Source organism: Sulfitobacter profundi, from assembly GCF_042661425.1.
Taxonomy (GTDB): Bacteria; Pseudomonadota; Alphaproteobacteria; order Rhodobacterales; family Rhodobacteraceae; genus Sulfitobacter; species Sulfitobacter profundi.
Genome location: NZ_JBHSWA010000001.1, coordinates 596,878 through 619,231, shown reverse-complemented (window position 1 = coordinate 619,231; position 22,354 = coordinate 596,878). Strand labels below are relative to the sequence as shown.

The window sequence follows — 22,354 nt, the reverse complement described above, 5'->3', positions numbered from 1 at the left end:
TAAGGCGACGCGCAAATGGATCATTTTCTCTATAAAGACGGTGTGTTGCACGCCGAAGACGTAAGCTTGGCCGAGATCGCCGCCGCTGTCGGCACGCCGGTCTACGTCTATTCCACCGCGACGCTGCTGCGGCATTTTCACCTGTTCGACGATGCGCTTTCGGGCATGGATCATCTGGTCTGCTACGCGATGAAGGCCAATTCCAACCAAGCCGTGTTGCGCACGCTGGCGCAGGCGGGCGCGGGGATGGATGTGGTCTCGGGCGGGGAATACCGCCGGGCCAAGGCGGCAGGCGTGCCGGGCGACAGGATCGTCTTTTCCGGCGTCGGCAAAACCCGCGAAGAGATCGAATTGGCTCTGACGGGCGGCATTCGTCAGTTCAACGTCGAGAGCGAGCCGGAGATGATCCTGCTTGATATCGTGGCGCGTGAATTGGGCAAGGTCGCGCCGATCACCATCCGCGTGAACCCCGATGTCGATGCGAAAACCCACGCCAAGATCGCCACCGGCAAAAGCGAAAACAAGTTCGGCATCCCCATCGCCCGCGCCCGCGAGGTCTATGCCATGGCGGCCAATCTGCCGGGGTTGGAGATTGTCGGCATCGACGTGCATATCGGCAGCCAACTCACCGATCTCGCCCCCTTTGAGCAGGCCTATGGCAAGGTCGCGGAACTGACCGAAGTGCTGCGCGCCGATGGTCATAACATCCGGCGGCTGGACCTTGGCGGCGGGTTGGGCATCCCTTACGAGCGATCCAACTCCGCCCCCCATTGCCGACAGATTACGGCGCGATGGTGCAGCGCACGCTGGGGCATCTGGGCTGCGAGGTCGAGATTGAACCGGGCCGCCTGATCGCGGGCAACGCGGGTGTCTTGGTCAGCGAAGTGATCTACCTCAAATCCGGCGAGGGCCGCGATTTCCTGATCCTTGATGCCGCGATGAACGACCTGATCCGGCCCGCCATGTATGACGCATGGCATGACATCGTGCCGCTGAATGAACCCGCTCCGGGGGCCGAGCCGCGTCCGGTGGATATCGTCGGCCCGGTTTGCGAATCCGGCGATACGTTCGCCAAACAACGCATGATGCCGGTGCTGGGTTCAGGCGATCTGGTGGCCTTCCGCTCTGCCGGAGCCTACGGCGCGGTGATGAGCAGCGAATATAATTCGCGGCCTCTGATCCCCGAGGTGCTGGTCAATGGCGATCAATTCGCGGTTATCCGCCCACGGCCAAGCTTTGACGAAATGATAAACCGCGATACCATCCCTGAATGGCTTTGACGGCATCCCGCCGCCGGGCCACCGGAGCGTGACGCATGGAAACATCCACTGACAAGGCAGACGGGCTGCGCGTATTGCGCGGGCCATTGCGGCTGACTTGGGCGGGGATGCTGGCCGAGGCGCTGGTGCAGGCGCTTTGGCCGATGCTTGCGCTGGCGCTGGCGGTGCTCGCGGCGCTGATGATGGGGGCGCAGGACGGTCTGGGCGGTAATCTGCTTTGGGCCGTATTTGCCGTTCTCGGTATCGCATTTCTGGGCACCTTGGTGTTTGCGCTGCGGCGTTTTCGGGTGCCCTCACGCGCCGATGCGCTGGCCCGGCTGGATGCCAGCCTGCCGGGGCGGCCCATTCGGGCGCTGTTGGACGATCAGGCAATCGGCGCGGGTGATGCGGCGTCGGCGGCGGTCTGGAAGGCCCATCAGAAACGGATGGCGGCACGGGCGGCGGCAGCCAAACCGGTAAAGGGTGATCTGCGTGTGTCGCGTGCTGACCCCTATGCGCTGCGCTATCTGGCGCTGCTGGCGTTCACTGTGGCATTGGTCTTTGGTTCGGTCTGGCGGCTGGGTGAGGTGACGCAACTGACCCCCGGCGGCGCGGGCGGCGCGTTAGCCTCTGGTCCGGTTTGGGAAGGTTGGGCCGAACCGCCGCGCCATACGGGCAAGCCAACGCTTTATCTGAATGACCTTGAGGCCGGGGCACTGTCGCTGCCTGCGGGCACCTTGATCACCCTGCGGCTTTACGGCGAGTTGGGCACGCTGACGGTCGCGGAAAACGTCTCGGGCCGGGAGGGGGCGGCGTCGTCAGAACCCGCGCAGGATTTCACCCTGCGCCAAAGCGGCGTGATCAGCATTGAGGGTCCGGGCGCGCGGGCATGGCAGATCACGATGCTGCCCGACGCCGCCCCCCAGATCGAGCGGTTGGGCCCGCCCGAGGTGACTGCCTTGGGCGAGATGAGCCTGCCGTTTGCCGCGCGGGATGATTACGGCGTCGAAGCGGGCGAGGCGCGAATCAGCCTTGATCTGGCCTCTGTCGACCGGCGCTATGGGTTGACCATCGACCCTGACACACGGCCCGAGATCGTCGTGCCGCTGCCCATGCCGATCACCGGTGACCGGCGCGATTTTGAAGAAAGCTTGATCGAGAATTTCTCTAAGCACCCTTGGGCCAATCTGCCGGTATCTCTAGAGCTTTCCGTGCTCGACGCTGCCGAACAGCAAGCCGTGACCGAGGTGAGCCAATTGACCCTGCCGGGGCGGCGCTTTTTCGATCCCGCGGCGGCAGCAGTCATCGAGATGCGCCGCGATCTTTTGTGGTCGCGGGCCAATGCGCCGCGCATCGCGCAGGTGCTTCGCGCTGTGACCTATGCGCCGGGGGAGGATCTGCGCTCGGATGTGACGGTTCTGCGGCTCAAGCAGTTGATCCGCCGTCTGGAAATCCGGGCGCGCTTTGGGTTGGACGAAGAGGTCCAGACCGAGATGGCCGAAGACCTCTGGGCGCTGGCGATCGAACTGGAGGAAGGCGTGTTGGCCGATGCGCTGGCGCGGATGCGTCGCGCGCAGGATCGGCTGAATGAGGCGATGAAAAACGGTGCCTCACAGGCCGAGATTGCCGAACTGATGGAAGAGCTGCGCCGCGCCACCGAAGAGTATCTGGAGCAACTCCAGCGCCAACAGGCGCAGGAGGGCGAAGGCGAGGGCCAGCAGCCGCAAGGCGAATCCATGCAGATGACCCAAGACGATCTGCAACGCATGATGGACCGCATTCAGGAGTTGATGGAACAGGGCCGCATGGCTGAAGCCGCTGAGGCGCTGCGTCAGTTGCAGGAAATGATGGAGAACATGCGCGTCACCCAAGGCCAGCCCGGCGAGGGCGGCAATTCACCGGGTGAGCAGGCGATGGAGGGGCTCTCGGAAACCCTGCGCGAGCAACAGGGGCTGAGCGATCAGGCCTTCCGCGACCTGCAAGAGCAGTTCAACCCCGGCACCGGGGCGGGCGAGAATGAAGGCAACGAAGGTCGCAATGGTGGTCAGGGCCGCGGTCAGAGCCATGAGGGCCAGCGGGGGCAGGGCGGCCAATCCGGCGAAGAGGGGGCCGAAGAAGGGCTGGCCGGGCGTCAGCAAGCGCTGCGCGACGAGCTGCGCCGTCAGGAAGGCCGTCTGCCGGGGCAAGGCACGCCCGAAGGGGATGCCGCGCGTGATGCACTGGACCGCGCCGGAGAGGCGATGGGCCGCGCCGGAGACGCCCTGCGCCGCGATGAGTTGGCCGAGGCAATCGACAATCAAGCACAGGCCATGGAGGCGCTGCGCGAAGGGATGCGGTCGCTTGGCGATGCGATGGAGCAAGAACAGGGCGAGGGCCAGCCCGGTCAAGGCACCGCTGAGGGCGACCGCCGGGCCGAGGCGCGCGATCCGCTGGGACGCGAGCAGGGGGGCAATGGGGCGAATAGCTCAGACGCGCCGCTGGCACAGGGGCCGGACGATCAGGGCCGCGCACGGCGTCTGCTGGACGAAATCCGCCGCCGCTCGGGCGAGGCGGAGCGGCCCGAAGTTGAACGCGATTACCTCAACAGACTTTTGGATCGGTTTTAAGCGGGGTCAGCCCTGCGATTGGGTCGCCACGGTGTCGAGCCAGACCAGCAGGTCCTGTAACTGCCCATCGAGCCAAATGCGTGCGTCGTCCATCCATGCCACATAGGACGATAGGTAAGGATCGGCCTGCGGCAAGGATTGCGCAATCTGCGGCGCATAGACATAGATTGCCGCCAAGATGGCCGCCAAGGCGATCATCACGGTGAAGCCGCGCATGAACCCGCCCGATTTGCGAGGTTTTTCAGGGCGGTCGAGCGCGGCGGTGGGCGTTGGCCCCGCCTGCTGGCCCTGCGTGCGGTCGTGGCGCAGGGTTGAGTTGATCTCTTCGATATCGGGCAGCAGATCCCGGCGCGACGCGCTGCCGTAGGCGTCATTCTCGCTTTCGGGAACCGGCTCTCCGCGCATTTTGGCCATGCGCAGCCGGGCTTCATGGGCGCGGCGGGCGTCTTCGTCCTCGGGCACGTGGTCATCTTCGGCGATGTCGGGATGGGGGGCTTGTTTGGGCGCGGGACGGGGCGCGTCGTCAAGCCCGAGGTCCGGCTGGCTTTCCAACGGCTCTGACGGACGGCGACGGCGGGCTTCCTGCTCTGCCGCGGCCTCCTGACGCAGGATTTCCGCGATGGCAGGGTCGAGCGAGCGTCTGACGGGCGCGGCGGCGGGGGCCGGGCGCGCGTTTTCCTCCTCCGGCGCGACGGCAGCGTTTTCGAAGGCGTCGGTATCAGAAGCGTCGTTTTCGAAGTCGCCCTCTTCAAATGCCCCCTTTTCAAATCCGTCGTCTTCGAAGCCCTCGTCTTCGTAATCCTCATAACCCTCATCCCCGAAGGGCTGCAGATCAGGTAGGCTATTGGCCGCAGACTGCTCTTCGCCGGTGTCATCCGACGCGCGTTGCTTCATATGCATCACGTCGTCATCGAAATCCGGGTCGTCGAATTCACTGTCGTCCTGTTCGGGCGCATTGTCGGGATGATGCTGAAACCACGTCTGCCCGCAGTTGGAACATTGCACGTCACGCCCTGCCACCGGCATCACCTCATCGGGGACTTCGTATTGCGCGTCGCAGTTGGGGCAGATCAGCCGCATGGTCATTCCTGGGTTCGTTCGGTGCTTTCGGATCGTAACGGACAGCATATGTCCTAGAATAACGTAGGAAAAGTGATATCTGGACAGGGTGCTGGGGTTCTGAGTGATTGAATCCTTTCCGGTGCTGAGGCACAACAGGTCGAAGTGTTTTAAGGTGGTTGCGTGATAGAGCTCGAAAATGTGGCCTACAGCTATGGCGGGGGCGAATTGCTGTCCGACATCACGCTGAAACTCGCCCCCGGATCGTTCCATTTCCTCACCGGCCCCTCGGGCGCGGGCAAGACCACCTTGATGAAGCTCTGCTACGGGGCCTTGCTGCCCACGGCGGGACATCTGCGGATGTTCGGGGCCGATGTGCGCGGGCTGGGGCGTGATGACATTGCGCTGATGCGCCGCCGCGTTGGTGTGGTGCATCAGGATGTAAAATTCCTCGACCATCTGCCGTTGACCGAAAATATCGCGCTGCCACTGAACGTCTCAGGCCGTCAGGCCGAGGCCGGAGGTACGGATTTGGAAGAGTTGATGTCTTGGGTTGGGCTGACCCACCGCGCCGATGCCCTGCCGCCCGAGCTTTCGGGGGAGCGGCAGCGTGCGGCCCTAGCGCGCGCAGTGATTATGTCGCCGGATGTGATCTTGGCGGATGAGCCGACGGGGAACATTGACTGGGAGATGTCGCAACGGCTGCTGCGCCTGTTGATCGAGTTGAACCGCATGGGCAAGACCGTGTTGATCGCCACCCATGATCTGGGCCTGATCCGCGCTACCAAGGCGCATGTCCAAGCCCGCGTGCTGCGGATCGCCAACCGGCGCATTCAACTGGCGGGGGCGGATTTGTGAAGCGGTTCGACATGGGCGCCCTGCGCGCGATTTTCAAAGGCGACAGGCAAGCGGACCGCGTGGTGCCGCCCTCGGGTTTCACGGCGCAGCTCACCTTGTTTGCCGCCGGGGCGATGGCCTTTCTCGCGGTATTTGCCTTGGCGCTGTCGCTTGCTTCGGGCCGGTTGGCGCAGGTTTGGGGGCAGGAGTTGGCGCAGTCGGCTACGGTCCGCATTGTCGCGCCATTGGACCAACGCGCGGCCCAGACTGAGGCCGCGTTGAAGGTGTTGCAGACGACCAAGGGCGTGGCCTCGGCCCGCGCGCTGACGGATGCGGAGCAGGAAGAACTGCTTGCCCCATGGTTCGGCCCTGAACTGGCGATGGAGAGCTTGCCGGTGCCGCGTTTAATCGAAGTGGTTGAGGAAGGCGAGGGGCTGGACCCGGTGGGCCTGCGCCTGCGTCTCTCTGCCGAAGTGCCCGGAGCCGTGCTGGATGACCACAGCCGCTGGCGCGCGCCGTTGGTTGCGGCGGCAAGCCGGTTGCGCCTGTTGGGCTGGATTTCGACCCTGCTGATCGGGGCTGCGGTGGCGGCCATGGTGACGCTGGCCGCGCAGGCGGCCCTTGCGGCGAATGCGCAGGTGATCGCGGTGCTGCGGCTGGTGGGGGCGACCGATGACTATATCGCCCGAGCCTTCATTCGGCGCTTTACCCTGCGCGCGCTTTTGGGTGCGGCGGCGGGCACGGTGCTTGGCATGGTGGCGGTCGTTCTGTTGCCCGATGCCGGCGAGGCGGGCGGCTTTTTGACCGGCTTGGGCTTTCGCGGCTGGCACTGGGTGGTGCCGCTTATGGTGCCGATCTTGGTCGGGGCGGTGGCCTTTGCCGCCACCGGGGCTGCGGCCCGGCGTACGTTGAGGGAACTGACATGAAGCTGCTGCAATGGGTCCGGTCGATCCTCTATATCGTGCAGGTGACCGTGGCGATGCCGGTGCTCGGGTTGGCCTTTGCGCCTTGGGCGATGTTTTCGAAACGCGGGGCCTATCGGGCCTGCAAGACCTATGCCGCTTGGGCCATGTGGTCGGCCCGCTGGCTGATCGGGCTTCGCTGCGAGGTGCGTGGCACGGTACCGGATGGTGAAGTTTTGGTGGCCGCAAAACACCAATCGTTTTTGGATATCTTGATGATCTTTCACGCTCTGCCGCGTGCAAAATTCATTATGAAACGCGAGGTGCTTTGGACCCCGGTGATTGGCCAATACGCCAAACGGATGGGCATGATTGCCGTCAACCGTGGCAAACGCGGGCAGGCGATCACCAAGATGATGGCCGACGTGAACGCCGGTCGGGTCGAGCCGGGGCAGTTGGTGATCTATTCCCAAGGCACCCGCGTGGCACCGGGCCTCAGCGCACCTTACAAGGTTGGTACGGCGGTGCTTTATGACCAGATGGGGCAGGTTTGCGTGCCGGTAGCAACCAATGCGGGCCACTTCTGGCCGCGTCGAGGGCTCTACCGCAAGCCGGGTTTGGCTGTCGTGGAGTTTCTAGAACCGATTGAGCCGGGGCTGGATAAGCGAAGCTTTATGGCGCGGTTGGAGGAAGAGGTCGAGAGCCGTTCGAACGCCTTGCTGCATGAAGCTGGGTGGCGGCCTGTGGTCACGGCTTAATGCTTTCGGCATGATCTGTGCCTTCTAAGCCGCTGCCCTTTGTTATCTACCAGCACAGGTAGAACCACCGCCGAAGCCAATGCTTCGCGGGCTATCGTTATTTTATACTGGGAAGCCGTTAAAGTGGCGGCGCCGCCTTGGGGAGGTGGAAAAGACAGGCGTCACCCTGCATGTCTCTACGTATCGACATGACCCGCGAAGGGCCTCGTCTTCCGTGTGTGTCGCGACGGGAGAGGTTGTAGAGCAGGGGTGTTAACGCTTGATACGCTCGCCGCGCGCACCCTGCGCAACGAAAAAGGGCGGACCTTTGGTCCGCCCCTCGGTCTTACATGTGGATCGGCCCGTCACCGCAGGCCAGTGCGGCTTCGCGCACGGCTTCGGAGTAGGTCGGGTGTGCGTGGCAGGTCATCGCCAAATCCTGTGCCGAGGCGCCGAACTCCATCGCCACGCAGACCTCGTGGATCAGATCGCCCGCGCCGGGGCCGATGATGTGGCAGCCGAGGATGCGGTCGGTTTCCTTGTCGGCGATCAGCTTGACGAAACCGTCTCCGGCAAAGACCGCCTTGGCCCGCGCGTTGCCCATGAAGGAGAACTTGCCGACCTTGTACTCGCGACCCGCATCCTTGAGCGTCGCCTCGGTTTCGCCCACGCTGGCGACTTCGGGGTGGGTGTAGATCACGCCGGGGATCACGCCGTAGTTCACATGGCCATGTTTACCCGAGATCACCTCTGCGGCGGCCATGCCCTCGTCCTCGGCTTTGTGCGCCAACATGGGGCCTTCGATAACGTCGCCGATGGCATAGACGCCTTTGACGGAGGTTTCCCAATGCTCGTTCACGGCGATCTGACCACGCTCGGTCATCTTGATGCCGAGATCATCCAGACCCATCCCTTTGATCACCGGCTTGCGGCCCGTGGCGACGAGCACGGTATCGGCCTCGATCTCATGCTCGCTGTCGTCTTTGCGCAGTTTGTAGCTGACCTTGGCTTTGCCCTTGGCAACTTCGGTCTTTTGCACGGCGGCGCCCATGACGAAGTTTAGCCCCTGCTTTTTCAGCATCCGCTGAAAGGTTTTTTGCACCTCAGGGTCCATGCCCGGCGTGATCGCGTCGAGGTATTCAACGACGGTGATCTCGGTCCCCAGACGCGCGTAAACGCTGCCCAGTTCCAGCCCGATGACGCCCGCGCCGATCACGACCATCTTCTTGGGGATCTTGCCCAGTTCCAGCGCGCCGGTGGAGGTGACGACGGTTTTTTCATCGACTTCGACGCCGGGCAGGCCCGCAGGCTCGGAACCGCTGGCGATGATGATGTTCTTGGCCTCATGGACCTCATCACCGACTTTGACCTTGCCCGCTTCCGGCACCGAACCCCAGCCCTTGAGCCAGTCGATCTTGTTCTTTTTGAACAGGAATTCGATGCCCTTGGTGTTGGTCTCGATCGTCTTATCCTTGTAGGTCAGCATCTGCTTCCAATCGACGGTCGGCGCTTTTGCCTTCAGACCCATCTCTTCGAAGTTATGCTCGGCCTCATGCAGCATATGCGTGGCGTGCAGCAGCGCCTTGGAAGGGATGCAGCCCACGTTGAGGCAGGTGCCGCCAAGGGTTTCGCGGCCCTCTACACAGGCGGTTTTCAGGCCCAGTTGCGCGCAACGGATGGCGGCAACATAGCCGCCGGGGCCGGAGCCGATCACGATGACATCATAGCTCGACATGGGGGGTCTCCTTAGCAGTCGGGTGTTGCAGGCAAGGTAGGGGGCGCGGGTTTCAGGTGCAAGCGCCGCTGCCTGCGGGTGTTGGGGAAAGGGTTAAATGAGGGCCGCCAGCAGCATCAACATGGTCGCGGCAAAACCCACGACCCAGATGAGTGAGCGGTGCGGGCGCAGGCCGAGCGCATAGGCGGGCACGTAAAGCACGCGGGCGACGAGATAGACCCAAGCGCAGGCGGCAGTGAACGCGGTGTTCTGGGCCGACATCTGCACCACGCCCACGGCGATGCCGAAAAGGATCAGCCCCTCGAAGTGGTTGTCCAGCGCGCGGCCCAGACGGGCGGTGCGGTCCGACAGCTTGCGGCTCGGCTCGCGGTCGCGGGCCGACATGGTATAGCCGGGGCCGATCTCGCGGTTTGCGGGCACGGCGTAGAGGACGAATTGCAGCCCTTGCAGCAGGGCCGCGAGGGTCAGGACGGTGAGTTCGGCGCTCATGCGGATTTCACGAAATAGGCGGTGGAGCCGGTTACGGAGCCCTTGTCGTCGCTGCTGAGCGCGTTGGAGCGGGCGAGCCAGTCGTCGGCTTTCTTGCGGTCGTTCACATCAAGCAGGACGGAAGCCTTGGTGCTGCTGTCGGCGTGTTTCCAGATTTGCAGCACCGAAAGCCCCGCGTTGCGCCGCGCTTCGGCATCGGAGTCAAAGGCGTCTTTCCAAGCGGTGTAATCGGTAACGTCGAAGTGGCAGATCATCTGCATGGGAGTGCCTTTCAGAGCGCGTGGAAATAGAGAACGGCGGTGGCGGCATAGCCCGCGAGCCATGCCAGCGTGCGGATCGTCGGCACGCCAAGGGCGTAGACAATGACGTAGATGATGCGTGCAAGCAGGAAGACCTGCGCGGCCAGCAGCGTGGCGCTGTTGTTGCGGCCCAGCATCTCGATCAGCAGCACGGCAGGCGCAAAAAGCGCCATGGCCACGACGGAATTATCAACCGCGCGGCCCAGACGGGCCGTCATGCCGGTGGTGGTCCGCGTCTTATCCCGCGAGGACATCAGGTAGCCCATTGAGAGCTGCCGGGTCGCGCCCAGCACTTGCAGCAGGATCGTCAGCATGACCAGAAGGCCATAGGCGGCGAGGAGGGTCGTTTCTGTCATTTCAAGATGCCTTTTTCAGATTACTTCGGACCTTCAATTTGCTTCGGTGGAGGGGGCAAGAGTAGTTTTTCTCTTCTTCTGTGAGACGCAGTTCAGGCTGGCTGGCTTCGAGTTGCTCGGCTCCTAAAAGGCGCTGAATTTCCGCGGCGGCGTCCAGCCCTTGTGCCAAAGTTGTGGTAGCCATCGCTAGAACAGTGGCAACAGGTGCCAGTTGCTGCAATGCCGCTCCTACTCTCGTTTGTGGTTGGTTAATCTCCTTCCTGAACGCTTCCAACCGTTTGTGAGCTAAGGTTCTTCTCCGCTCACAAACTTCCAATCCGTCTAGCTGCTGTTCTATCTCAGCCGCCAGCGACAAGATTGTTGACTTTACATCGTTCGCTAATCGAACGCGTCCCAAGGGATACTCTGGTAGGCCAGTCGACCAAATTTTTGCTTTTGCACGTTCGGTTAGTATTTCAAATTGAGCCAGTCGATCGTCTAGAGTGCCGTTGCTAGGTACTTGAATGCCACCAACTTTATGTTCAGCAGCGAGGGTAGCTATCAAGTCCATATAGCGCATTGAGAGTTGCGCACTTTCATCACCAGCTTCCGTCGCACTCTTAAACCGCGAGCTAACTACTTTTTGGAGTTCAAGCCATTTATGATTTGACTGCTCGGGAAGCTCAGAAAAGTCCTCTTCGTGCAAAAGCTCCATTTTACAGATCCATCAACAGACGGCGCGGATCTTCGAGCATCTCTTTGACGCGGACGAGGAACGTGACCGCGCCTTTGCCGTCGATGATCCGGTGGTCGTAGCTGAGCGAGATATACATCATCGGACGGATCACGACCTGACCGTTGATCGCCATCGGACGGTCCTGAATCTTCGCCATGCCGAGGATACCGGACTGTGGCGGGTTCAGGATCGGCGCGGTCATTAGCGAGCCGTAGACGCCACCGTTGGAGATGGTGAAGGTGCCGCCGGTCATGTCGGCCATGGTCAGCTTGCCGTCACGGGCCTTTTTGCCCATGGCGTTCACGGCCTTTTCGATCTCGGCAAAGGACATCGCGTCGGCGTCTTTGATCACCGGCACCACAAGGCCCGTGGGCGTGCCTGCGGCGACACCCATGTGGACGTAGTTCTTGTAAATGATGTCGGTGCCGTCGATCTCGGCGTTGACCTCGGGGATTTCCTTCAGCGCGTGGCAGCAGGCCTTGGTGAAGAAGGACATGAAGCCCATGCGGACGCCGTGTTTCTTTTCAAAATCAGCCTTGTAGGTGTTCCGCAGCGCCATGACCTCGGTCATGTCGACCTCGTTGAAGGTGGTCAGGATCGCGGCGGTGTTCTGGGCCTCTTTGAGGCGGCGCGCCATGGTCTGCTTGAGGCGGGTCATCTTGACCCGCTCTTCGCGCGACGCATCGTCGGGGGCGGAGGCGGGGCGCGGTGCGGCGGGTTTGGCCTCGGCCTTGGGCGCGGCAGAGGTGCCAGCGGCCACGGCTTTGGCCACGTCTTCCTTCATCACGCGGCCATCGCGGCCCGAGCCTGTGACCTGATCGCGGCTGATGCCAGCTTCGGCCATGGCTTTCTTGGCCGAAGGTGCGTCTTCGACATCTTTGCCATCGGCGGCTTTGGTTTCGGGCGCGGCACCGGCACCGGATTTAGCGTCTTCGCCCTTGGGGGCCGCAGCGCCCGCGCCAGTGGTCAGAACGGCCAGCGTGGCTGAGGCTTCAACCGTGCTGCCTTCTTCGGCAAAGATTTCGGCCAAGACACCAGCGGCGGGTGCGGGGACTTCGACGCTGACTTTGTCGGTCTCCAACTCGCAGAGCATCTCATCGGCTTCGACCTTGTCGCCGACTTTTTTGAACCAAGTGCTTACGGTCGCTTCGGTTACGGACTCGCCCAAAGTAGGCACCTGTACGTCGATGCTTTCGCCTTCGCGGGCGGCGACTTCGGCGGCGCCTGCGTCGATGGCTTTGGGCGCATCGCCGCCACGGTCGGACTGAGAGGCGGCATCGGGGTCTTCTGCGGCTTCTTTGGCTTTGGGCGCGGTGGCAGAGCCGCTGTCACCTTCGCTGACGTTAGCCAGCAGGGCGTCGACGCCGACGGTGTCACCCTCTTGAGCAACAATCTCGCTCAGGGTGCCCGCAACGGGGGAGGGCACTTCGACGGTGACCTTGTCGGTCTCCAATTCACAGAGCATTTCATCCACCGCGACGGTATCGCCGGGCTTTTTGAACCATGTGGCAACGGTGGCTTCGGTGACGGATTCGCCCAACGTTGGGACGCGTACTTCGCTTGTCATGGTTTAGTTTCCTTTGATGGTCAGCGCCTCGTCGACGAGGGCGGCTTGTTGTGCTTTGTGCTGGCTGGCCAGACCCGTCGCGGGCGAGGCCGAAGTGGCGCGGCCCACATAGGAGGCGCGGCCGTGTTTGGCGTCGATGCGGCCCAGAACCCATTCGATGTTGGGCTCGATGAAGGACCATGCACCTTGGTTCTTGGGCTCTTCCTGACACCAGATCATCTCGGCCCCTTTGAAACGCTCCAACTCTCTGACCGCGGATTGCGCGGGGAAGGGGTAGAATTGTTCGAACCGCAGGATGTAGACATCGTCGATGCCACGGGCGTCGCGCTCTTCCAGCAGGTCGTAATAAACCTTGCCCGAGCACATCACGACGCGCTTGATCTTGTCATCTGCCAGCAGTTTGGTGTCGGAATTGCCTTTCTCGGCGTCATCCCAGAGCACCCGGTGGAAGCTGGAGCCGGTGGTGAAATCCTCGGCCTTGCTGACGGCCAGCTTGTGGCGCAGCAGCGACTTGGGCGTCATCAACATCAGCGGCTTGCGGTAGCTGCGGTGCAGCTGGCGGCGCAGGATGTGGAAGTAGTTGGCGGGCGTGGTGCAGTTCGCCACGATCCAGTTGTCGCCGCCGCACATGGTCAGGAAACGCTCCAGACGGGCAGAGGAGTGCTCAGGCCCCTGACCCTCATAGCCATGCGGCATCAGGCAAACGAGGCCGGACATGCGCAGCCATTTGCTTTCACCGCTTGAGATGAACTGATCAAACATGATCTGCGCGCCATTGGCGAAGTCGCCAAACTGCGCTTCCCAGAGCGTCAGCGCATTCGGCTCGGCCAGCGAGTAGCCATATTCAAAGCCCAGCACCGCGTATTCGCTGAGCATGGAGTCGATGACTTCATACTCGGCCTGACCTTCGCGGATGTGGTTCAGCGGATAGTAGCGGTCTTCGTTGTCTTGGTTCACGAAAGCGGAGTGACGCTGGCTGAACGTGCCGCGCGTGCTGTCCTGACCCGAGAGGCGCACTTTGTAGCCTTCGGTCAGCAAGGAACCGAAGGCCATCGCCTCAGCCGTGGCCCAGTCAAAGCCCTCACCGCTTTCGAACATCTGCTTTTTCGCTTCGAGCAGACGCCCGATGGTCTTGTGCAGCGGGAATTTGTCCGGCGCGGTGGTGATCGCCTTGCCGACGTCTTGCAGCGTCTCGGGCGCGATGGCGGTTTTACCGCGCTGGTAGGACTTGTTCTTTTTGTCCATGCCGGACCACTTGCCGTCCAGCCAGTCGGCCTTGTTCGGGCGATAGTCCTTACCGGCCTCGAACTCATCTCCCAGATGGTTCTGGAAAGCGGTCTTCATGTCTTCGATCTCACCCTCGGGGATCAGACCGTCGGCCACCAGACGTTGGGTATAAAGGCTGAGCGTGGTTTTCTGTTTCTTGACGCTCTTGTACATCACCGGGTTGGTGAACATCGGCTCGTCGCCTTCGTTGTGACCAAAGCGGCGGTAGCAGAAGATGTCGATGACCACGTCTTTGTGGAACTTCTGACGGAACTCGGTGGCCACGCGGGCGGCGTGCACGACCGCTTCGGGGTCGTCGCCGTTGACGTGGAAGATCGGCGCCTCAACCACCAGCGCGTTGTCAGTGGGGTAGGGCGAGGAGCGCGAGAAATGCGGCGCGGTGGTGAAGCCGATTTGGTTGTTCACCACGATATGCATGGTGCCGCCAGTCTTGTGACCCTTGAGGCCCGAAAGCGCGAAACATTCCGCCACGACGCCTTGGCCAGCAAAGGCCGCATCGCCGTGCAGCAGGATCGGCATGACGGCGGTGCGGTCCTTGTCGTTCAGCTGGTCCTGCTTGGCGCGGACCTTGCCCAAAACCACGGGGTTCACCGCTTCGAGGTGGCTGGGGTTCGCGGTCAGCGACAGGTGGACAGAATTGCCATCAAACTCACGGTCCGACGAGGCGCCGAGGTGGTATTTCACATCGCCCGAACCATCCACATCGTCAGGCTTAAAGCTGCCGCCTTGGAATTCGTTGAAGATCGCCCGGTAGGGCTTTTGCATCACATTGGCCAGCACCGAGAGGCGGCCCCGGTGCGGCATGCCGATGACGATGTCCTTGACGCCCAACTGGCCGCCGCGTTTGATGATCTGCTCCATCGCGGGAACAAGGCTTTCGCCGCCATCAAGACCGAAGCGTTTGGTGCCCATGTATTTGACATGGAGGAACTTCTCAAAGCCCTCGGCTTCGACCAATTTGCTCAGGATCGCCTTGCGGCCTTCCTTGGTAAAGGCGATTTCCTTGCCGTAGCCCTCGATCCGCTCTTTCAACCAACCGGCCTGCTCGGGGTCGGAGATATGCATGTATTGCAGCGCGAAGGTGCCACAGTAGGTCGAGCGGACGATGCCGACGATCTGCTTCATTGTCGCGACTTCGAGGCCCAGCACGTTGTCGATAAAGATCGGGCGGTCCATGTCGGCATCGGTGAAACCGTAGGATTTCGGGTCAAGCTCGGGCTGGTTGCCCATGTCGCGCATGCCCAAGGGGTCGAGTTGCGCGGCGAGGTGCCCACGGATGCGGTAGGCGCGGATCAGCATGAGCGCGCGGATGCTGTCGAGCACGGCGGCGCGGATTTGGTCATCCGAGACGGCAACGCCCTTTTCCTCGGCCTTTTTCTTGATCTTGTCGCCAGCGGCTTTTGCTTCGGTCGGTTCGGGCCAGACGCCGGTCAGCGCGCCCATCACCTCGCTCTGGGGGCGGGGGCCAATCGGGCCGCGCCCAAGAGGGGCCAGCGGCCTCGGCCTGTGCGGTTTCGGCGTCATCGCCCATCGCCGCGAAAAACGTCTGCCATGCCTCGTCGACCGTGTTGGGGTCGTTGGCATAGCGGGCGTACATCGCCTCAAGATATTCCGCGTTTTCGCCTTCCATGAAGGAAGAGGCGTGGAACTGTTCGTTGGCGGGTTGGTCGGTCATTGGGTCACCTTTGTTCGGCGGGGCAGACGGGACAGGGTCAGAATCAGGGTCGGTCTATAGTCAGGCCCGGGGCGGGGGGCCATAGGTATTGAGGGCGGGGTCACAAGGTCAGCCAAGGCCGCCGGTTCGGGCGTTTGCCCAAGGGCCAGCGCCACGCGGGGGCGGGAGGGAGTGAGCGCGGTCTGAATGTGCATCTTACCCTCCTTCGCAAGCGGGCGGCGCCGGGTGGTTCTTTTCAAGACCCCGCAAAACGTAGTGCTTTGCAGAGTGGGTCAATGGGCGGGCCAAGGCCCGCCCGGCGGGCATCAGCCCTTGTCGATCGCTTCTTTGACCGCTTCGCCCAGTGTCGCGGGGCTGTCTGCCACAACGATACCGGCTTCTTTCATCGCTTCGATCTTGCTCTCCGCGTCGCCTTTACCACCGGCGACAATTGCGCCTGCGTGGCCCATGCGGCGGCCGGGAGGGGCCGTGCGGCCCGCGATGAAGCCAGCGGTGGGCTTCCAGCGGCCTTTCTTCTTTTCGTCGGCCAAGAACTGCGCCGCTTCCTCTTCGGCGGAGCCGCCGATTTCACCGATCATGATGATCGACTGGGTCTCGGGGTCGGCAAGGAACATTTCCAGCACGTCGATATGCTCGGTCCCTTTGATCGGGTCGCCGCCGATGCCCACGGCAGAGGATTGGCCAAGGCCCATGTCGGTGGTCTGCTTGACCGCCTCATAAGTCAGCGTGCCCGAGCGCGAGACAACGCCGACGGAGCCGCGGCGGTGGATGTGGCCCGGCATGATGCCGATTTTACAGGCGTCAGGCGTGATCACACCAGGGCAGTTGGGGCCGATCAGGCGCGACTTGGAGCCTTCGAGCGCGCGGGCGACGCGGGCCATGTCAAGCACCGGAATGCCTTCGGTGATGCAGACGATCAGCTCCATCTCGGCGTCGATCGCCTCAAGGATCGAATCTGCCGCGAAGGGGGCGGGACGTAGATCACGGAGGCGTTCGCCTCGGTCACGTGCTTGGCTTCGTGCACGGAGTTGAACACGGGCAGGTCGAGGTGCGTCTGACCGCCTTTGCCGGGTGTCACGCCGCCGACCATCTTGGTGCCATAGGCGATGGCCTGTTCGGTGTGGAACGTCCCCTGCGAGCCGGTCAGACCCTGACAGATGACTTTGGTGTTTTCGTTGACTAGTACGGCCATGATTTCTTCCTTGGTCGGTGATATTTAATCCCGGGGGCGGGCCCCGGGGGCGTCAGACGCGGTGCGCCCGGTTGGTGGGATGCGCCGTGGCAGGCGAAGGGCCGGGCCACAGCAGGATGGCGGCGAGGAACATGACCGGGATGCCAAGCTCCCCGATCTCCTCGACGACGAAAGCGGTGCGTTCGGCATCGGCGGAAATCTCGATCCCTAAGGGGGCGAGTTTGCGGGCGATGCCGTCGAGCAGTTTGTAAGCGACGGTGAAACCGATCCCCATCAGGACGGCCCCGGCCCATGCACGGCCGTGCCAGAGGGCCGAGAGATAGGGCCGAGCGTGACGCCAGAGCATGAGGAAAATCGCGGTGACGATCGACGCAAGGATCAGCGCTGCGATCAGCCGTTCGGCCAGTGGCACGCCCTCACCGGTATATTGCCGGGCTTTGAACAGACCGCGAGAGAAGAGGCTTTTGTCGAGGTCCAATTCGCGCGCCGCCATGACCGCCAGCACCAGCGGCAGATACCAGACCCGCAGCACCGCGCCGCGCAGCGTCCAGACCAGCGCCACAATGCAGAGCAGGTAGCCCACGACCGAAAGGTTTTCGTAAAAACCGCCTTCGGCCAGCAGGGTGGTCTGCGTGGCGACCGGGAGGGCGTTCACGACCACCATCTGCACGGCAAAAGCCACAATAAGGGCGAGGATCACCCACCAGCCGGTGAGAGAGGAGGAAAGCGCCCGCGTCATAGAACCACCTTTAGCGCAGCGCGGTCGCGCTTGGCCGCTTTGGGCATAAGGGGAGCGGACGACAGGACAGGCATCAGTAAAGCTGCTCATCTTGATCAGCCAGCAGATCCAGCAGTCGCAGGGTCAGCAGGCCCGCGCCCATGATCATCAGGCTGCGCCCAATGGAGCCGGTGAGGTTCGATGGTAGGATCATCGCCAACCCGTTGCGCGACTTGCGCGCGGCGCGCCGCAGGCCGCGGTCGCGGCGGTGATGGTTGGCAGGCTCAGGCAGACGCAGGGCGTCGGGGTGCCATTGCCGGATCAGAATGCCGGCCCCCAATAGCGCAATGCCCGTCAAGACGGGGGAGGATTTGGGAGATTGATCCATACTGACCTCATTGCTCATCGGGGCATCATTGGGTGGGCGCGGCGCGGCGTCGTCGCATTTGCCCCTGCCGCACGGGGGCGGCAAGAACGGTGATATCGGCCACCCCCGACCGGCGCGAAAGCCGTGGGGGGATGGCCGGGGAGGGTTTAGCCTTTGACAGCTTTCACGATCTTCTGTGCGCCATCTTTCAGGTCGTCGGCGGCGATGACATCAAGACCGGAGTTGTTGATGATCGCTTTGCCTTCTTCGACGTTGGTGCCCTCAAGGCGAACAACCAGCGGCACTTTCAGACCGACTTCTTTCACCGCAGCGACAACGCCCTCGGCGATGACGTCACAGCGCATGATGCCGCCGAAGATGTTGACCAAGATGCCTTTGACGTTTTCGTCGGAGGTGATGATCTTGAAAGCTTCGGTGACTTTCTCTTTGGTCGCACCGCCGCCCACGTCGAGGAAGTTGGCAGGCTCGGCACCGTAGAGTTTTATGATGTCCATCGTCGCCATCGCAAGGCCCGCACCGTTCACCATGCAGCCGATTTCACCGTCGAGCGCGATGTAGTTCAGGTCATACTTGGAGGCTTCGAGTTCTTTCGAGTCTTCCTCGGTCTCGTCGCGCAGGTTGGCGATGTCGGGCTGGCGGTACATGGCGTTGCCGTCAAAGCCGACTTTCGCGTCCAGCACTTTCAGGTCGTTGCCGGGCATGACGATCAGCGGGTTGATCTCAAGCATCTCCATGTCTTTGTCGACGAAGGCTTGGTAAAGCTGACCCATCAGTTTGACGCACTGCTTGACGGCTGTGCCTTCAAGACCCAGCGAAAAGGCAACGCGGCGGCCGTGGTAGGGCTGGTAGCCGGTGGCCGGATCGACAGAGAAGCTGAGGATTTTTTCGGGTGTCGCTTCGGCGACCTCTTCGATGTCCATGCCGCCTTCGGTGGAGCAGACAAAGGAGATGCGGCTGGTCTGGCGGTCAACCAGCAGGGCGAGGTACAATTCGCGCTCAATGTCGGAACCGTCTTCGATGTAGATGCGGTTGACCTGCTTGCCTGCGGGGCCGGTCTGGTGCGTGACCAGCGTTTTGCCCAGCATCTTTTTAGCTTCTTCAGCGGCTTCTTCCACGGATTTGGTAAGGCGCACACCGCCTTTTTCGCCAGCGGCGGCTTCTTTGAAGCTGCCTTTGCCGCGACCGCCTGCGTGGATCTGCGCTTTGACAACCCAAAGCGGTCCGTCCATTTCGCCGGCTGCGTTCTTGGCATCTTCTGCCTTCAGCACAACGCGGCCGTCGGAGACAGGGGCGCCATAGCTGCGCAGGAGGGCTTTTGCCTGATATTCGTGGATGTTCATGAAAACGGTCCCGTTTCTGTTCCAGTTGCCCCGTAGTATGGGGATGACTTTCGTTCCTGTAAGGGTTTTTTCGGAGAAAGCCGGGATTGACCAGCTAAAAATGCGTTTTGTGATCACACGATAAATACGTGTGATCACAAATGCGCTCAACGGCTCCGAATCGGCTGATTTTTGCTTGTATTGCGGGGGATAGCTGGCCCGGCCAAAGGGGCGGGCCAGCGCTTTAGCGGGGCATGAGCGCCCAGTAATCGAGGTCAAGCAGAACCTCGGGGCGGTATTTGCCCGCCGCGTCACGCAGTTCGAACGGCGCGCCGCCTTTGGTCGCGACCAGCCGCAAACGCACAGCGCCAACACCGGGGGCTGAGGTCTCGGCCTTGTCGAGCACTTCGGACCAAGCGCGAATGGTATCACCGGCAAGGCAGGGGTTGGCATGCGCCCCGCCGTTGAGGCCCACGACCATCTGCGCATTGGCCAGCCCGTTGAAGGACAGCGTCCGCGCCATTGAGATCACGTGACCGCCATAGATCAGCCGCGACCCATCCGGGCGGGCGGAGGTGTCGAAATGCACTTTGGCCGTGTTCTGCCACAGGCGCGTGGCCATCATGTGCTCGGCCTCTTCGATCGTGACGCCATCGACGTGGTCGATCTTTTCGCCGACCTCGTAGTCTCCCCAGCGGTGCGGCTCCCCGGCGCGGGCGAAGTCGTAGTTGGAGAAGTCGAGGCCCTGCGGGATGTGCAATTGATCCACGGACAGGGCGTCGGGCAGATCGGGCACGATCGTCTCGGGCGCGGGGGCGTCGATATCGCCTTTGCGGACCATGACCCAGCGGACATAGTCGAGCACCTTTTCGTCATGCTGGTTCAATCCGGTGGTGCGGACCCAGACGACGCCGGTCTTGCCGTTGGAGTTTTGCTTGAGGCCGATGACCTCGCTTTCCGCGCGCAGCGTGTCACCGGGCCAGACGGGCCGCAGCCAGCGGCCCTGGGCATAGCCCAGATTGGCCACGGCATTGAGCGAGACATCAGGCACGGTTTTCCCAAAAACGATGTGAAAGGCGATCATATCGTCGAGCGGGCTGGCCTTCAGCCCGCAGGACTGGGCGAAACTATCGGCGGAATAAAGCGCGTGCCGCGCGGGGTAGAGCGCGTGATAGAGCGCGCGTTCGCCCGCGCCGACGGTGCGGGGCACCGCGTGATGCAGCACCTCGCCCAGTTGGTAGTCTTCGAAAAAGCGGCCGCGGTTGGTCTTGCTCATCACTGCTCGCCCAGTTTGGTGTCGGGCGAATAGGTGCCGGGGGCGTCTTTCACCACCGCTTGGCCGCAGCGCATGACACCGGCCTTGTGGTCCCATGTCTGGGTCGGGGTGCCGTAAAGCTCCCAGCCTTTGTTCAGCGCGTCGGTGACCTTGTGGCAAAAGGCGGACGTGTCTTCTTCGGAAAGGAAGCGGTAAACTTTCATGGAAGGCTCCGGGTCAATGAGGGAAGGGAATAACGCCGAGCCAAGTGTGAATGCCGGCGACGAGGACAAAGAGGATCGTGGAGATCACGATCAGACGGATATAGGTGGCGCGGCCTGCGTGGGGCGGGGGCGTCCAGCCCGGCTCGGCCCTGTTGATGAGGATTACTTCGCTCACCGCCCAGCCCAGCATGGTGCCGAAGAGCAGGATCGAGGCGAGATCACCGTTCACCAGTAGGTGTGCAGTGGCCCAGATTTTCACGGCCAGCAGTTGCGGGTGGCGGGTCTTATAGGCGGGCCACGCTTTGGCCCCCTTGGCGGCGCTTGAGCCGAAGACCCAGAAGGCCAGCAGCATCAGAAGGTTGTTAAGGTGCGTCAGGAAACTCGGCGGGTTCCAGACCGGCATGAACTCCGCCGCGCGATAGCCCCAGATGATGAGGGCCAGCGCCACGACCAGTGCGGCGGCCACCGCGCCTCGGCCCGCGGTGCCCATCTGCGCCCGTTGGGCGGGCATCAGGCGTTTGAAAAGATGGGCACCGATCCAAAGGATCAGACCGAGGATAAGGATTGTCATGGCGAGGGCTCCGGGCTCATGGCTGCAATTGCCGCCAGTTTTGCCAGTGTTTCGCGGGCGGTGGCAACATGGAGATTTTCCACGATCTTGCCATCAACGACCGCCACACCTTGGCCCGCCGCCTGTGCCTCTTCATAGGCGTCGATCTGACGGCGGGCGAGGGCGGCTTCGTCTTCCGACGGGGTGAAGGCCGCGTTGGCGATGTCGAGCTGGGCGGGGTGGATCAGCGTTTTGCCGTCAAAGCCCATGTCACGGCCCTGTTGGCATTCGGACTGCAGCCCGTCGTCGTCCTTAAAGGCGTTATACACCCCATCGATGATTGCCACGCCATGCGCCTTGGCGGCCAGCAGGCAGAGGCCCAGCCCTGTGATCAGCGGCAGGCGGTCGGGGCGGAAGCGGGTTTGCAGGTCTTTCGCTAGATCATTGGTGCCCATGACCATGGCCTGCAACTGGCGGTGTCCGGCGATAGCGGCGGCGTTGAGCATGGCACCGGGGGTTTCCATCATCGCCCAGAGCGGGATGTCGCCCACAATCTCGGTCAGCGCTTCGAGATCGGCGGGGGATCCGACCTTGGGCAAGAGAATCGCGTCGGGCTTCATCGCGGCGGCGGCACGGGCGTCATCGACGCCCCATTCGGTGTCCAGCCCGTTGATCCGCACCACCCGCATCCGCGCGCCGTAGCCGCCTGTGGCAAGCGCCTCGGCCAATGTCTCGCGGGCGGCGACCTTTTCCTCGGGGGAGACGGCATCTTCGAGGTCGAAGATCACCGCGTCGCAGGCCAATCCGCGCGCTTTGTCGAGGGCGCGGGGCTTGGAGCCGGGGATGTAGAGAACGGAACGCAGCGGGCGGGTTGTGGCGGTCATGTAAGGCTCCTCGGGCAGGGCGGCGCATTGGCCGCCTAACATTGTTGCGCACAGAGGGGCATTTTTGTGCGAAAACTTCAAGGCAAAACATGCCGCGACGCAGCGAACCCGTTGCGCTGTTTTTGCGGGCGGCAGATTAACCAGTCCTTCAGGCTTGAGGCGCAGTCTTTTGCGCATCGCATCTGCCGCACCCTTTTGCAAAGCGGATGCAGTCATTTCAACCAAGGCTGCCTAAGGGCCGGTGCGAAAGACGCGCATTGTCATCCCCAAGGGTCACGCCTTTTGATGCAAAGGCAGATGC

Annotated in this window: 18 protein-coding genes and 3 pseudogenes; 5 read left to right on the top strand and 16 right to left on the bottom strand. The window is 62.5% G+C overall.

Translation table 11 applies throughout. The features are described from left to right. The first annotated feature begins 15 nt into the window (after positions 1-15). Positions 16-1,280 (top strand): annotated as a pseudogene (gene lysA / locus ACFQAU_RS03350) (diaminopimelate decarboxylase). Positions 1,281-1,315: 35 nt separating this feature from the next. Then, on the top strand, positions 1,316-3,865 hold the full coding sequence (locus ACFQAU_RS03345; protein WP_132446536.1) for a DUF4175 domain-containing protein: 2,550 nt from the start codon (positions 1,316-1,318) through the stop codon (positions 3,863-3,865). Positions 3,866-3,871: 6 nt separating this feature from the next. Here ACFQAU_RS03345 and ACFQAU_RS03340 read toward each other — a convergent pair whose 3' ends face one another. Further along, positions 3,872-4,945: a zinc-ribbon domain-containing protein gene (locus tag ACFQAU_RS03340; RefSeq protein WP_132446538.1), complete on the bottom strand. Its 1,074-nt coding sequence runs from the start codon at positions 4,943-4,945 to the stop codon at positions 3,872-3,874. Between the two features lie 162 nt (positions 4,946-5,107). On the opposite strand from ACFQAU_RS03340, the gene ACFQAU_RS03335 reads away from it, so the two are divergent. The 3 genes from ACFQAU_RS03335 to ACFQAU_RS03325 are packed head-to-tail and all read left to right on the top strand — an operon-like array spanning position 5,108 to position 7,421. Next, entirely contained in the window at positions 5,108-5,782 is a 675-nt protein-coding gene (locus tag ACFQAU_RS03335) for a cell division ATP-binding protein FtsE (RefSeq protein ID WP_386280516.1), read from the top strand. An 11-nt stretch (positions 5,783-5,793) separates the two neighbouring features. Continuing rightward, the gene (locus ACFQAU_RS03330; RefSeq protein ID WP_067942216.1) at positions 5,794-6,687 is read left to right on the top strand and encodes a cell division protein FtsX; all 894 of its coding nucleotides are present in this window, start codon (positions 5,794-5,796) and stop codon (positions 6,685-6,687) included. Next, positions 6,684-7,421, top strand: a complete 738-nt coding sequence (locus tag ACFQAU_RS03325) for a lysophospholipid acyltransferase family protein (protein WP_132446542.1) — start codon at positions 6,684-6,686, stop codon at positions 7,419-7,421. Before ACFQAU_RS03330 ends, ACFQAU_RS03325 begins: the two co-directional genes overlap by 4 nt. Before the next feature lie 325 nt (positions 7,422-7,746). Here the strand turns inward: ACFQAU_RS03325 and lpdA are convergent, their stop codons facing one another. The 15 genes and pseudogenes from lpdA to ACFQAU_RS03250 all read right to left on the bottom strand — a co-directional run bounded on the left by lpdA (position 7,747) and on the right by ACFQAU_RS03250 (position 22,053). Next, the gene (gene lpdA, locus ACFQAU_RS03320; RefSeq protein ID WP_132446544.1) at positions 7,747-9,135 is read right to left on the bottom strand and encodes a dihydrolipoyl dehydrogenase; all 1,389 of its coding nucleotides are present in this window, start codon (positions 9,133-9,135) and stop codon (positions 7,747-7,749) included. 93 nt (positions 9,136-9,228) lie between these two features. Then, the gene (locus ACFQAU_RS03315; RefSeq protein ID WP_132446546.1) at positions 9,229-9,624 is read right to left on the bottom strand and encodes an MAPEG family protein; all 396 of its coding nucleotides are present in this window, start codon (positions 9,622-9,624) and stop codon (positions 9,229-9,231) included. Next, positions 9,621-9,884 (bottom strand): hypothetical protein, encoded by a 264-nt coding sequence (locus ACFQAU_RS03310; protein ID WP_132446549.1) that lies wholly within the window; start codon positions 9,882-9,884, stop codon positions 9,621-9,623. The genes ACFQAU_RS03315 and ACFQAU_RS03310 overlap by 4 nt, the downstream gene beginning before the upstream one ends. Positions 9,885-9,895: 11 nt before the next feature. Next, a complete protein-coding gene (locus tag ACFQAU_RS03305; protein ID WP_132446551.1) occupies positions 9,896-10,279 on the bottom strand; it encodes an MAPEG family protein in 384 nt (127 codons plus the stop codon). 1 nt (position 10,280) lies between these two features. Continuing rightward, positions 10,281-10,973, bottom strand: coding sequence for a hypothetical protein (locus ACFQAU_RS03300; RefSeq protein ID WP_386280507.1), 693 nt, complete (start codon positions 10,971-10,973; stop codon positions 10,281-10,283). A 1-nt stretch (position 10,974) separates the two neighbouring features. Next, complete coding sequence (gene odhB, locus ACFQAU_RS03295) at positions 10,975-12,561, bottom strand: 2-oxoglutarate dehydrogenase complex dihydrolipoyllysine-residue succinyltransferase (RefSeq protein ID WP_132446555.1); 1,587 nt, start codon at positions 12,559-12,561, stop codon at positions 10,975-10,977. A gap of 3 nt (positions 12,562-12,564) precedes the next feature. Beyond that, positions 12,565-15,523: pseudogene (locus ACFQAU_RS03290) on the bottom strand (2-oxoglutarate dehydrogenase E1 component). 305 nt (positions 15,524-15,828) lie between these two features. Then, positions 15,829-16,715, bottom strand: a pseudogene (sucD, locus tag ACFQAU_RS03285) (succinate--CoA ligase subunit alpha). A gap of 52 nt (positions 16,716-16,767) precedes the next feature. Further along, complete coding sequence (locus ACFQAU_RS03280; protein ID WP_132446559.1) at positions 16,768-17,454, bottom strand: hypothetical protein; 687 nt, start codon at positions 17,452-17,454, stop codon at positions 16,768-16,770. A 73-nt stretch (positions 17,455-17,527) separates the two neighbouring features. Then, entirely contained in the window at positions 17,528-17,821 is a 294-nt protein-coding gene (locus ACFQAU_RS03275; RefSeq protein ID WP_067630494.1) for a hypothetical protein, read from the bottom strand. A gap of 146 nt (positions 17,822-17,967) precedes the next feature. Further along, positions 17,968-19,161, bottom strand: coding sequence for an ADP-forming succinate--CoA ligase subunit beta (gene sucC, locus ACFQAU_RS03270; RefSeq protein ID WP_132446562.1), 1,194 nt, complete (start codon positions 19,159-19,161; stop codon positions 17,968-17,970). 223 nt (positions 19,162-19,384) lie between these two features. After that, on the bottom strand, positions 19,385-20,416 hold the full coding sequence (locus tag ACFQAU_RS03265; RefSeq protein WP_132446564.1) for a MaoC family dehydratase: 1,032 nt from the start codon (positions 20,414-20,416) through the stop codon (positions 19,385-19,387). Then, positions 20,416-20,619, bottom strand: coding sequence for a DUF1737 domain-containing protein (locus ACFQAU_RS03260; protein ID WP_067630476.1), 204 nt, complete (start codon positions 20,617-20,619; stop codon positions 20,416-20,418). Before ACFQAU_RS03260 ends, ACFQAU_RS03265 begins: the two co-directional genes overlap by 1 nt. Before the next feature lie 13 nt (positions 20,620-20,632). Continuing rightward, positions 20,633-21,190 (bottom strand): NnrU family protein, encoded by a 558-nt coding sequence (locus ACFQAU_RS03255; protein ID WP_120350479.1) that lies wholly within the window; start codon positions 21,188-21,190, stop codon positions 20,633-20,635. After that, entirely contained in the window at positions 21,187-22,053 is an 867-nt protein-coding gene (locus ACFQAU_RS03250; RefSeq protein ID WP_132446566.1) for an HpcH/HpaI aldolase/citrate lyase family protein, read from the bottom strand. The genes ACFQAU_RS03255 and ACFQAU_RS03250 overlap by 4 nt, the downstream gene beginning before the upstream one ends. Positions 22,054-22,354: the final 301 nt, after the last annotated feature.

Bases quoted from the DNA above. Each gene is read 5' to 3' on its own strand.
- ACFQAU_RS03330 (WP_067942216.1), top strand. From the start codon at position 5,794: ATGGGCGCCCTGCGCGCGATTTTCAAAGGCGACAGGCAAGCGGACCGC.
- ACFQAU_RS03275 (WP_067630494.1), bottom strand. From the start codon at position 17,821: ATGGATCAATCTCCCAAATCCTCCCCCGTCTTGACGGGCATTGCGCTA.
- lpdA (WP_132446544.1), bottom strand. From the start codon at position 9,135: ATGTCGAGCTATGATGTCATCGTGATCGGCTCCGGCCCCGGCGGCTAT.
- ACFQAU_RS03310 (WP_132446549.1), bottom strand. From the start codon at position 9,884: ATGCAGATGATCTGCCACTTCGACGTTACCGATTACACCGCTTGGAAA.
- ACFQAU_RS03250 (WP_132446566.1), bottom strand. From the start codon at position 22,053: ATGACCGCCACAACCCGCCCGCTGCGTTCCGTTCTCTACATCCCCGGC.
- ACFQAU_RS03255 (WP_120350479.1), bottom strand. From the start codon at position 21,190: ATGACAATCCTTATCCTCGGTCTGATCCTTTGGATCGGTGCCCATCTT.
- ACFQAU_RS03340 (WP_132446538.1), bottom strand. From the start codon at position 4,945: ATGCGGCTGATCTGCCCCAACTGCGACGCGCAATACGAAGTCCCCGAT.
- odhB (WP_132446555.1), bottom strand. From the start codon at position 12,561: ATGACAAGCGAAGTACGCGTCCCAACGTTGGGCGAATCCGTCACCGAA.
- ACFQAU_RS03265 (WP_132446564.1), bottom strand. From the start codon at position 20,416: ATGAGCAAGACCAACCGCGGCCGCTTTTTCGAAGACTACCAACTGGGC.
- sucC (WP_132446562.1), bottom strand. From the start codon at position 19,161: ATGAACATCCACGAATATCAGGCAAAAGCCCTCCTGCGCAGCTATGGC.
- ACFQAU_RS03305 (WP_132446551.1), bottom strand. From the start codon at position 10,279: ATGACAGAAACGACCCTCCTCGCCGCCTATGGCCTTCTGGTCATGCTG.
- ACFQAU_RS03280 (WP_132446559.1), bottom strand. From the start codon at position 17,454: ATGACGCGGGCGCTTTCCTCCTCTCTCACCGGCTGGTGGGTGATCCTC.
- ACFQAU_RS03315 (WP_132446546.1), bottom strand. From the start codon at position 9,624: ATGAGCGCCGAACTCACCGTCCTGACCCTCGCGGCCCTGCTGCAAGGG.
- ACFQAU_RS03325 (WP_132446542.1), top strand. From the start codon at position 6,684: ATGAAGCTGCTGCAATGGGTCCGGTCGATCCTCTATATCGTGCAGGTG.
- ACFQAU_RS03260 (WP_067630476.1), bottom strand. From the start codon at position 20,619: ATGAAAGTTTACCGCTTCCTTTCCGAAGAAGACACGTCCGCCTTTTGC.
- ACFQAU_RS03345 (WP_132446536.1), top strand. From the start codon at position 1,316: ATGGAAACATCCACTGACAAGGCAGACGGGCTGCGCGTATTGCGCGGG.
- ACFQAU_RS03300 (WP_386280507.1), bottom strand. From the start codon at position 10,973: ATGGAGCTTTTGCACGAAGAGGACTTTTCTGAGCTTCCCGAGCAGTCA.